The 7,528-nt window shown below is 64.9% G+C and carries 7 protein-coding genes; 5 read left to right on the top strand and 2 right to left on the bottom strand.

The features are described from left to right. Window positions 1-134: 134 nt before the first annotated feature. The 3 genes from FFS68_RS13295 (at window position 135) to FFS68_RS13285 (ending at window position 3,210) form a co-directional block, all read left to right on the top strand. A complete protein-coding gene (locus tag FFS68_RS13295) occupies window positions 135-542 on the top strand; it encodes a hypothetical protein (RefSeq protein ID WP_137753687.1) in 408 nt (135 codons plus the stop codon). Further along, window positions 535-1,458: a sterol desaturase family protein gene (locus tag FFS68_RS13290; RefSeq protein ID WP_137753686.1), complete on the top strand. Its 924-nt coding sequence runs from the start codon at window positions 535-537 to the stop codon at window positions 1,456-1,458. The genes FFS68_RS13295 and FFS68_RS13290 overlap by 8 nt, the downstream gene beginning before the upstream one ends. Before the next feature lie 156 nt (window positions 1,459-1,614). After that, window positions 1,615-3,210, top strand: a complete 1,596-nt coding sequence (locus FFS68_RS13285) for a GMC family oxidoreductase N-terminal domain-containing protein (protein WP_137753685.1) — start codon at window positions 1,615-1,617, stop codon at window positions 3,208-3,210. Between the two features lie 40 nt (window positions 3,211-3,250). On the opposite strand, the gene FFS68_RS13280 is transcribed toward FFS68_RS13285, so the two are convergent. Then, entirely contained in the window at window positions 3,251-3,790 is a 540-nt protein-coding gene (locus FFS68_RS13280; protein WP_171003875.1) for a winged helix-turn-helix transcriptional regulator, read from the bottom strand. Between the two features lie 61 nt (window positions 3,791-3,851). Here FFS68_RS13280 and FFS68_RS13275 point away from each other — a divergent pair, with 61 nt between their 5' ends. Both FFS68_RS13275 and FFS68_RS13270 read left to right on the top strand, forming a co-directional pair. Beyond that, window positions 3,852-4,226 (top strand): VOC family protein, encoded by a 375-nt coding sequence (locus tag FFS68_RS13275; protein WP_137753683.1) that lies wholly within the window; start codon window positions 3,852-3,854, stop codon window positions 4,224-4,226. Beyond that, entirely contained in the window at window positions 4,223-4,744 is a 522-nt protein-coding gene (locus tag FFS68_RS13270) for a hypothetical protein (RefSeq protein ID WP_137753682.1), read from the top strand. The genes FFS68_RS13275 and FFS68_RS13270 overlap by 4 nt, the downstream gene beginning before the upstream one ends. 230 nt (window positions 4,745-4,974) lie before the next feature. On the opposite strand, the gene FFS68_RS13265 is transcribed toward FFS68_RS13270, so the two are convergent. After that, entirely contained in the window at window positions 4,975-7,344 is a 2,370-nt protein-coding gene (locus FFS68_RS13265) for a TonB-dependent receptor (protein WP_137753681.1), read from the bottom strand. Window positions 7,345-7,528 lie beyond the last annotated feature (184 nt).

Here is a 7,528-nt window from a genome sequence, read left to right as displayed (position 1 = left end):
TATCACTTCGTTCCCGCGATGCTCGAGGATCATGGGCGGACCAAGGTCAAGGGCCATGGCTTTTCGTGTCATGCCTGCGTGCTGCGCCCCGAAAGCCGCGGTACGGTGCGGCTCGACGCGCTGGCCGGCGAGCGGTGACGCTGGCGGAGCTGGTCCAGCTTGGCGGCTCGGTGGTCGCGGTGCTGTTTGTCGTGTGGCTGGTGGGCAAGATGGGGCTGGGCGCCGATCCGCGGATCGCCGACGACGCGCATGCGATCCGCCTCGCCGAAGAGGCCGAAGCGGGGTTTTGCGGCATCGAGGTGGCGCGCGACCGCGCGGGCTTTGCCGCGATCGTCCGCAATGGCGAGGGACGCCAGCTGCTGGTGCGCGCGCATGGCAACCATTTCGCAGCGCGGCCGATCGACGCCAGCGTGATGGGACGGCTCGACAAGGATTTCCTGACCCTCACGATGCCCGAAAAGACATTTGGCGCGGTGACGCTGCATTTGGGCAAGGACGCCGGGATGTGGGCGAGCCGGATGCGGGAGATCGGGCGTGGATAAGCTGCCCGATCCGGTCACCTATGCGATCCCGGCCTTTATCCTGCTGCTGATCGCCGAGATGATCGTCGCGCGGCGCGCCGACAAAAGCCGTTACGAAGCCCGCGATACGCTGAACTCGCTGATGCTTGGCACGGGGAGCCAAGTCGCGAGCGCGCTCGTCGGCGGGATCGTGGTCGGGCTTGCGGTGTGGTTGCACCAGTACCGGCTGTTCGACATCGGGATCGATTTCAAGGGATGGTGGTGGGCGTGGATCCTCTGCTTCTTCCTCGATGACCTCGCCTATTATGTCTTTCACCGCAGTGCGCATCGGGTGCGCTGGTTCTGGGCGAGCCATGTCATTCACCATTCCAGCCAGCATTATAATCTGTCGACCGCGCTGCGGCAGACCTGGACGGGTTTCATCAGCCTCGGCTTCATCTTCCGCCTACCCTTGTTCCTGATCGGCTTCCCGCCCGCGATGGTGTTCTTTTGCGCCGGGCTGAACCTGATCTATCAATTCTGGATCCATACCGAGGCGATCAAGCGGCTGCCGAAATGGTTCGAGGCGGTGATGAACACCCCGTCGCACCACCGCGTCCACCACGGGGTGAACCCACGCTATCTCGACGCCAATTATGCCGGGGTCTTCATCATCTGGGACAAGATGTTCGGCAGCTTTGTCGCCGAACGCGACGACGAACCGGTGCGTTACGGCATCGTCAAGCAGCTTGGCAGCTTCAACATATTGTGGGCGGCGGTGCACGAATGGGTCGGGATCGCCAAGGATGTGTGGGCCGCGCCGTGGCGCCACAAGCTGAGCTATATCTGGCGCGAACCCGGCTGGAGCCACGACGGTAGCCGTGCGACGAGCGCGATGATCAAGGAGCGCTGGGCGGCGGGGCGACCAAAGGAACCTGCTGAACAAGTCCACCTCTAATCCCGTTCGTGTCGAGCGAAGTCGAGACACGTCTGCGCCCGCCTTCGCGTGTCTCGACTTCGCTCGACACGAACGGAGAGGGGTTGCCACGCCCGCTAATGACATTCATGTAAGTCCCGATTGACCACCGATCGGGTGGCGAGGGGAGCGGCGCGCATGAGTGTTGGGGATCAGTTCGATATCATCGTTATCGGCGGCGGCAGCGCGGGGAGCGCGGCGGCGGGAAGGCTGGCCGAGGATGGGACGCGGACGGTGTGCCTGATCGAGGCGGGCGGGACCAATGATACGATGCGGGTCAAGACGCCGGGGTTCATGCCCTTCATCCCGCAATCGTCGAACTATCGTTATGACACCGTGCCGCAAAAGGGACTGAACGGGCGCACCGGATATCAGCCGCGCGGGCGCGGTCTCGGCGGGTCGAGTGCGATCAACGCGATGGTCTATATCCGCGGCCACCAATTCGACTACGACCAATGGGCGGCGCTCGGCGCGACGGGGTGGAGCTATGCCGATGTGCTGCCCTACTTCAAGCGCAGCGAGGGCAATGAGCGCGGCGGTGACGCCTATCATGGCGGCGACGGGCCGCTCAACGTCATGGACCAGCGTTGGCCCAATGTGACGAGCCGTCGTTTTGTCGAGAGTGCCGCGGCGATGCAACTGCCGCGCACGAGCGATTTCAACGGCCCGAACAATGAAGGCTTCGGGCTCTATCAGGTGACCCAGAAAGCGGGCGAACGCTGGTCGGCGGCGCGCGCCTATGTCGAGCCGCTGCGCGGGCGCGCGAACCTCGACATTCGCACGAAGGCGTTGGTTGAAAAGATCTTGGTCGAGGATGGGCGCGCCACCGGGGTGGTGATCCGCCGCGGATCGCAGCGTGAGACGCTGCGCGCGCGCGGCGGCGTGGTGCTGTCGGCGGGGGCGTTCGGGTCGCCGCAGATCCTTCAGCTATCGGGGATTGGTTCGGGTTCGCATTTGCAGGACATGGGGATCAACGTCGCCCTCGACCGCGCTGCGGTCGGCGACAATCTACAGGACCATATCGACTATGTGTCGAGCTGGGAAACGCGCTCGGGCGATCCGCTCGGCGACAGCCTCGCGGGCACGTGGCGGATGGTGCAGGCGATCTTCGAACATCGCACCAGACGCACCGGGATCATGACGACCTGTTTTGCCGAAGCGGGCGGCTTCTGGAAATCGCGACCCGATTTGCCCGCGCCCGACATCCAATATCACTTCGTTCCCGCGATGCTCGAGGATCATGGGCGGACCAAGGTCAAGGGCCATGGCTTTTCGTGTCATGCCTGCGTGCTGCGCCCCGAAAGCCGCGGTACGGTGCGGCTGGCGTCGAGCGACGCGGCGGCGCCGCCCGCGATCGATCCGGGGTTCCTGACCGATGACCGCGACATCGCGACGCTGCGGGCAGGGGTGCGGATGATGCACCGCATCGTCGCCGCGCCGCCGCTGGCGGATTATGCGGGAAGCGATCGGCATCCGGTCGATCTGGACGATGATGCCGCGCTCGACACGCTGATCCGCAGCCGCGCCGACACCGTTTATCACCCCGTCGGCACCTGCCGAATGGGGAGCGATGCCGATGCGGTGGTCGATCCGACGCTGAAGCTCAACGGCATCGACGGGCTGTGGGTTGCCGATGCCAGCATCATGCCGCGGCTGGTGTCGGGCAACACCAATGCGCCGAGCATCATGATCGGCGAACGCGCGGCGGATTTTGTGCGGGCGGCTTTGGCCTGACTCTTTATCGTCATCCCGGCCTTCGCCGGGATGACGAGATTCAGAAACAAGCCTCGGCCAGCAAGCGCCCGCTCTGCGTCAGGCCATACCGGCTCGTCGGCGGCCTGCTATCGAGCACATCGCGCCGCACCAATCCATGCGCCCCCAGCGCCGCCAGCCCCTGCGACAGCGCCCGCGGGGTGGCGGGGGCGAGCAGGCGCGACAGGGCGTTGAAGCGGTCGTGCCCGCTGCCGATCCCGGCGACCAGCGGCAATCCCCACCGCGTTGCGGCGCCCGGCGGCAGGCCGACCGCGCCTTGCGCCGCGGCGATCGTCGCGGCGCGCGCGGCGGCGACTTCGCCGGCCTCGGTCAGAATATATTCGGGGCGCAGTGGGTGGCCGTGACCGGGGTTGCGCCGCACCCAGCCGATCGTCGCCGCGGCTTCCAGCGTGCGCGTCAGGCTGTCGCGCGGCAGCGCCAGCCGGGGGATCAGTTCGACAAAGCGCGCGCCGCGATGCGCCGCCAGATCGGCGAGCAGCGGCACCAGCCAGCGGTGGCTGCCGAGCTGGACAAGCAGCGGATCGGGTACGCTTGACGGCATTTGCAAGTAACTATACAAACCGGACCATTGGCGCAAGCGCGTTGGTTTTGGGAGGAATGATATGACACTCGAAATCGGATCCGAACTCACCTGTTCGATGGGGGTGACCGACATGACCGCGGCGATCGCCTGGTACGAGCGGGTGATGCACTGCAAATTGCTCTACCGCGCCGACGAGATCGGCTGGTGCGAGCTGGCGAGCCCGATGGCGGGGGTCAATATCGGGCTGAGCGAGGTCGAGACGGTCGTGCAGGGCGGCGGTGCGACCAATGTGTTCGAGGTCGCCGACATCGATGCGGCCAAGGCGCATCTCGATGCCGAGGGGGTGCGGCAGGACGGCGATATCCGGCATATCCCGGGGCTGGTGAAGCTCATCACCTTTTATGACCCCGACGGTAATAGCTTCATGTTTTCGCGGTCAGAAATGGCGGCATGACGGCGCGGTGGGCGATGGCGGCGCTGCTGGCGATCGCGTCCCCGGCTGCCGCTGACGAGCCGGTGCCCGCCGCCCCCACGCCGGGGATCGCAGCGCCCGCGCCGTCGCTCGCCGCGTGGCACGGAAGCTGGAATGGCGAGGGGACCGCGTTCGGCAAAGCCGCCACCGCGACGCTGGTGATCGTCGCGGCGCCCGATGGCAGTGCGACGGCGCTCGCCTATCGGCTGGCGGTATCGGGAGCGCCGCCGATCGCCTATGCGGCGGAGGCGATTTACCGCGTCGACGGCAAGGGCCGGGTGCGCGGCAGCTGGACCGACAGCACTGGCCGCACACGCCCGATCGGCGGGCGGCTGACTGTTTCGGAATGGATCAATTTCTGGGGCAGCGCCGATGTTGAAATCGGCCGCTCAACCTATGTTCTCGAAGCGCCCGATCGGCTGCTGGTCAGCGATTCGGTGTTGCAGGATGATGGCAGCTGGCGCGTCTTTGCAACGCTGCGACTTCATCGAACATCCTGAAATCAGGCGTTTTCCGGGGTAGCCTGGACGGCGGGCAAAAAAGAGGGCCGGGACTTGCGTCCCGGCCCAGCCTTTCAGGCTCTCCCCTCCTGAAACTGTTGACGCAATGAATGCCATATTAATGTCATGTTGGGAAGGCCTAAATGCGCGGCAGCGCTGCCTAAATATTGTGCAGTGCAGCGCGCAGCAAAAAGGGGCCGGTTCGCACCCGAACCGGCCCCTTTTTCGTCTTAGAACGTCTTGCGCGCGGTAATGCCAAAGGTGCGCGGCTGACCGACGGTATAGCCGAGCCGCGCCCGGCCGCCGCGTTCACGATCGAACGACAGCAGGGCGTTTTCGTCGAAGACATTGTTGACATAGGCGATCAGCGACAGGCCGTTGTCGAAGTCGACCCCGGCGCTGAGATTGACCAGCTGATAGTCGGGCAATTGCAGGTCGACCGTCGTCGATGAACCCGCCGGGGCGCCGCCGAACGGCAGGCCGTGGACAAAGGTGCGCGGGTTGTTTTCCTGGTCGGCGGGCTGGGTAAAGCGGGTGCCGACATGCTGCACCGATGCCGCGACATACATGTTCGCGGCGTCGCCGATCGGCCATTCATAGCTGCCCGACGCCGATAGCTGGAATTTCGGCACCGACGGCAGGCGGTTGCCCTCGCGAATCCCCGTCGCGGTGGCGAGCACACCCGGCAAGGTGGTGTCGAATTCCGCCTCGATCAGGCTGCCCGACAGGTTGAAATCGAGCCCGTCGGCCGGCGACAGCCCGAGTTCGAATTCGACTCCCATCGAATGGGCTTTGTCGACGTTGAAGACGATGCGCGACGAACAGCTGCCGGCGTCGAGGGTCACCTGCAGGTTGCGGATGTCGTTATAGAAACCTGCGGCGTTGAAGGTGAAACCGCGGCCTTGCGATTTCACCCCGACCTCATAGTTCCACAGCGTCTCGTCATCATAGTCCTGGAAGCCGCCGAACAGCGCCGCGTCGGCGGGGGTGCAGAGCGGCAGGTTGAGCGGATCATTGACCCCGCCGAGGCGGAAGCCCTTCGACGCTTGGGCGTTGATGCTGACATTCTCGCTGACGTCGTAGCTCAGCAGCACGCGCGGGCTGACGCCGTTCGAGCGCGTCTTGTCGCGGCGGTTGTCGAGGTTCGAGAAGAGCCCGCCGGTGACGAAGCGCCGCGTCTCGACGAAGTCGTAATAGCGGCCGCCCACAGTGACGTCGAAGGCGTCCGTGATTGAATAAGTGCCTTCGCCGAAGATCGCGAGCTGCTTGATATTATAGGGCAGGTCGGCGTTGTACGGCGAATTGGCGGGAAAGCCGTTGGCGGTCGCCACCGCGGTGCCCGCTCCGAACCTGGCGTCGGTGAAAACGTCGTAGCCCGGGGTGGGCAGACGCTGGCGATAGAAGCGGTCGGCACTCGAATAGAAGCCACCGAACACCCACTGGAAAGCGCCGTCATAGTCCGACGCGAGGCGGATTTCCTGCGTGAAGGTCTTGAGGTCGGTGGTGTCAACGAGGTTCGACGGCAGCAGCACGCCCGCGGCCGGGAAGCCGAGATCGACCGAGACCGACCCGGTGAGCGCGCTCGCGTCGCGGCTGACGAGGATGTCGCGATTGGTATAGCTGGTCACCGAGGTGACCGACACGCCGTCGAGCTTGGCGTTCATCACCAGGTCGGCGATCAGCGTCTCGTCCTGGAAACCCTCGCGCAGCAGCAGATATTGCTCACGCTCGTCGTAGATCACCTGCGGCCGTGTCGTGGTGAAGCGGTTGCCATAGAGATTGTAGATGTCTTGGCGGTTGAAGCCGTCGGCGGTCACCTTCTGATAGACGACGCGCGGGGTGATGGTGACATCATCAACCGGCTCAAAGGTCACCGCGATGCGCCCGCCATAGCGTTCGCCGCTGTTGACGTCGTCGCCGCCCGCCGGGCCGACCGCGTTGATGAAGCCGCCGTAGCGCGTGTAATAGCCGACCGCGCGCAGCGCCGCCTTGTCGCCCATCGGGATATTGACCGCGCCCTTCAGATGGCCGCCGATGTCGTCGCCGTCGACGAGGTTGAGGTTCGCCTCGACGCTGCCCTCCATCACCCCGATTTTCGGCTGGTTGGTGATGTAGCGGATCGTCCCACCGACCGACCCCGAGCCGAACAACGTGCCCTGCGGCCCGCGCAGCGTTTCGACGCGGTTGAGGTCGTAGAGGTCGACATCGGGGGTGAAGAGCGAGAGCGAGATGACGCTTTCGTCAAAATAGACCCCGACCTGTTCCTTGACGCCGGGCTGGTCGCGGACGACCTGGCCGGCGGACACGCCGCGCACCGACACCTGGCTCTGCCCTGGCCCGAGGTTCTGGACCGACAGCCCCGCAACATTGCGCGACAGGTCTTCCAGCGTCACGGCGCCCGATTTCTGAATATCCTCGGCCGTCTGGGCGTTGATCGAGAAGGGAATGTCCTGAAGATTGGCGTCGCGCTTGGTCGCGGTGACGATGATGATGTTGCTGTCGTCTTCGGCGGCGCCGGCATCCTGGGCAGCGGCGGGCGTGGCAATAGTAGCCAGCGCGAGCGTCGAAAGCCCGGCCAGCAGCATAGTGCGAGCATGCATGGTGATTTCCTCTCTGAATAAACGCGCAGCTATGTTGCCGCGTCGCGCCGTGAGAGGTGCGCCTTTTGTCACAATTTCGCAATGGCGCATGAATCTTGCGCGAAAAATCGCCGCGACATGTTGCACCGCGGCCACAGTCGGGAAATTGCCGGGGACAAAACCCCGGCCCGTGGCCGTTGTGGCC

Source organism: Sphingopyxis sp. L1A2A, from assembly GCF_005502465.1.
Taxonomy (GTDB): Bacteria; Pseudomonadota; Alphaproteobacteria; order Sphingomonadales; family Sphingomonadaceae; genus Sphingopyxis.
Note: the sequence above shows the minus strand (reverse complement) of the source record. Positions and strands in the feature narration are given on the sequence as shown.

Excerpts from the sequence above, each read along its gene's own strand:
- FFS68_RS13265 (WP_137753681.1), bottom strand. The coding sequence starts at position 7,344 with ATGCATGCTCGCACTATGCTGCTGGCCGGGCTTTCGACGCTCGCGCTG.
- FFS68_RS13285 (WP_137753685.1), top strand. The coding sequence starts at position 1,615 with ATGAGTGTTGGGGATCAGTTCGATATCATCGTTATCGGCGGCGGCAGC.
- FFS68_RS13270 (WP_137753682.1), top strand. The coding sequence starts at position 4,223 with ATGACGGCGCGGTGGGCGATGGCGGCGCTGCTGGCGATCGCGTCCCCG.
- FFS68_RS13275 (WP_137753683.1), top strand. The coding sequence starts at position 3,852 with ATGACACTCGAAATCGGATCCGAACTCACCTGTTCGATGGGGGTGACC.
- FFS68_RS13280 (WP_171003875.1), bottom strand. The coding sequence starts at position 3,790 with ATGCCGTCAAGCGTACCCGATCCGCTGCTTGTCCAGCTCGGCAGCCAC.